The organism is Paenibacillus sp. 1_12, from assembly GCF_900114475.1.
Classification (GTDB): domain Bacteria; phylum Bacillota; class Bacilli; order Paenibacillales; family NBRC-103111; genus Paenibacillus_S.
In genome coordinates, this window is the sequence record NZ_FOTE01000070.1 from 1 (window position 1) to 1208 (window position 1208).

1 protein-coding gene is annotated in these 1208 nt (G+C 48.3%); it reads left to right on the forward strand.

Features of this window, described 5'->3' with window-relative positions; translation table 11 throughout:
• The first annotated feature begins 364 nt into the window (after nt 1-364).
• Nucleotides 365-901, forward strand: coding sequence for a dihydrofolate reductase family protein (locus BM210_RS34175; RefSeq protein ID WP_091177113.1), 537 nt, complete (start codon nt 365-367; stop codon nt 899-901).
• Nucleotides 902-1208 lie beyond the last annotated feature (307 nt).

A 1208-nucleotide genomic window follows, 5' to 3' on the forward strand; every position in this document is an offset into this window, starting at 1 on the left:
AGAAACCATTTTTTACAGAGAAGTGGTCTAGGTGGAGATATTTTGCGCTTTTTGCAGCCCTATATTTATCTTCATCTTTAATTTGTTTTCATGAAAAAGTGATCTGTTAAATAAGTAAAACATTCAAATTCTAAGAAAACATGAGCATTTAAGAGAAAAGTGATTCAGAGGGAGAATTGTTTAATTTACCATCCTTCGTTAAATTAAATTTGTATTCGGTCAGGCCAGGACTGTGCACATTAGCAATCCATGAGAAACCGGACATGCTGTTGGATGATAAAATGTAGACATAAAGGAGGCTGCATATGGAACGTGTAATCTTGATGATGAATGTGCGAGAAAACCAGGGAGGAGAGTCAGTCGCATGGCAAAGATCGTTTTCGCATTGAACCAGTCTCTGGACGGATTCGTCGACCACGACCACACGGCATTTCAGCCCGACCCCGTGCTATTCCGTCATTTCATCGACGACGTGCGCGGCCTGGCGGGCAGCCTGTACGGGCGCCGCATGTACGAGACCATGCGGTATTGGGACGGAGATCATTTTGAATGGGATGCGCCGGAACGGGAATACGCAGCGGCGTGGCAAAGCAAACCGAAGTGGGTGGTGTCGAGGACGTTAAAATCCGTCGGTCCGAACGCTTCTCTGATCGAGGGCGACCTCGCAGCGGCCATACGTGGGCTGAAGGCTCAGCATGAAGGGGAGATTGAAGTTGCCGGGCCGGAGTTGGCCCACAGTCTAACGGAGCTCGGTCTCGTTGATGAGTATCGACTCTATCTCCATCCAGTTGTGCTGGGTCACGGCAAGCCGTTCTTCGCCGGTCCGCGGCCGCCGCTGCGCTTCGTGGCAAGCGATCGAATTGGCGAGAAGGTGATCAGGTTGACCTACGTTCCAGCTTAGTTGTGCGGTTGACCCAGCGGCCTAAAGGGCACGTTACTTTAATAGGGATTCTCCGGCTGTAGCGGCAGTCAGAGGATCCCTTATTCTTTAAAATTTGTTCAGTTATGCGAAATGACATAGTATTTATGGAATTGACGATTGACCTAACGGATAACGTTTGTTCAATAAACACCAATGGGAGGCTGCCGGCACAAAAGGAAGCCTTTCGCTCACCTAACGGGCAGTTTAACGAAGTAACGCCTTGATGTAAGTTTGGGATATAGCTGGTTAAATTGAGTCATATGGGTTTAAGGCGTTTACTGATTTC